Below are 395 nucleotides of genomic sequence, written 5' to 3'. Positions count from 1 at the left end.
CCCGCAAGCCCACGCACCCCCCCCCCGCGGCGTGGAGCCCCCCGCTAGCTCCCCGGCCACCCCACCCGAAGGTCGTCTGTCAAAAGCCGGCACCCGCTATGATACGATATGTCTCTAGGTCTCTCATATGATTTGTTGTTTCCTGTATATTTGGCTCACTTCGGACGCGGGGTGGAGCAGCCTGGTAGCTCGTCGGGCTCATAACCCGAAGGTCGTCAGTTCAAATCTGGCCCCCGCAACCAAACTAGAAAGTGTCTAATATAAACAAAACACGCTGCCGACGATGACAAAAGAGGGAAGATAGCGGGGGGCGGAGGATCAGAATGATAGCGAGTAGGGGGGAGTAGCGGGGGGGAGAAGGGGGAGGGGGGGGCGGGGCAGGCGAGGGTGGGGGG

1 tRNA gene is annotated in these 395 nt (G+C 61.0%); it reads left to right on the top strand.

Annotated features, from left to right (window positions below):
• Positions 1 to 165 precede the first annotated feature (165 nt).
• Positions 166 to 242, top strand: a tRNA-Met gene (locus JHD74_RS26160).
• Positions 243 to 395: the final 153 nt, after the last annotated feature.

It is taken from the genome of Serratia sp. ASV30 (genome assembly GCF_016428815.1).
Lineage (GTDB): Bacteria > Pseudomonadota > Gammaproteobacteria > Enterobacterales > Enterobacteriaceae > Chania > Chania fonticola_C.
The sequence above is the reverse complement of the archived record's forward strand: the minus strand, read 5'-3'. Positions and strand labels throughout refer to the sequence as shown.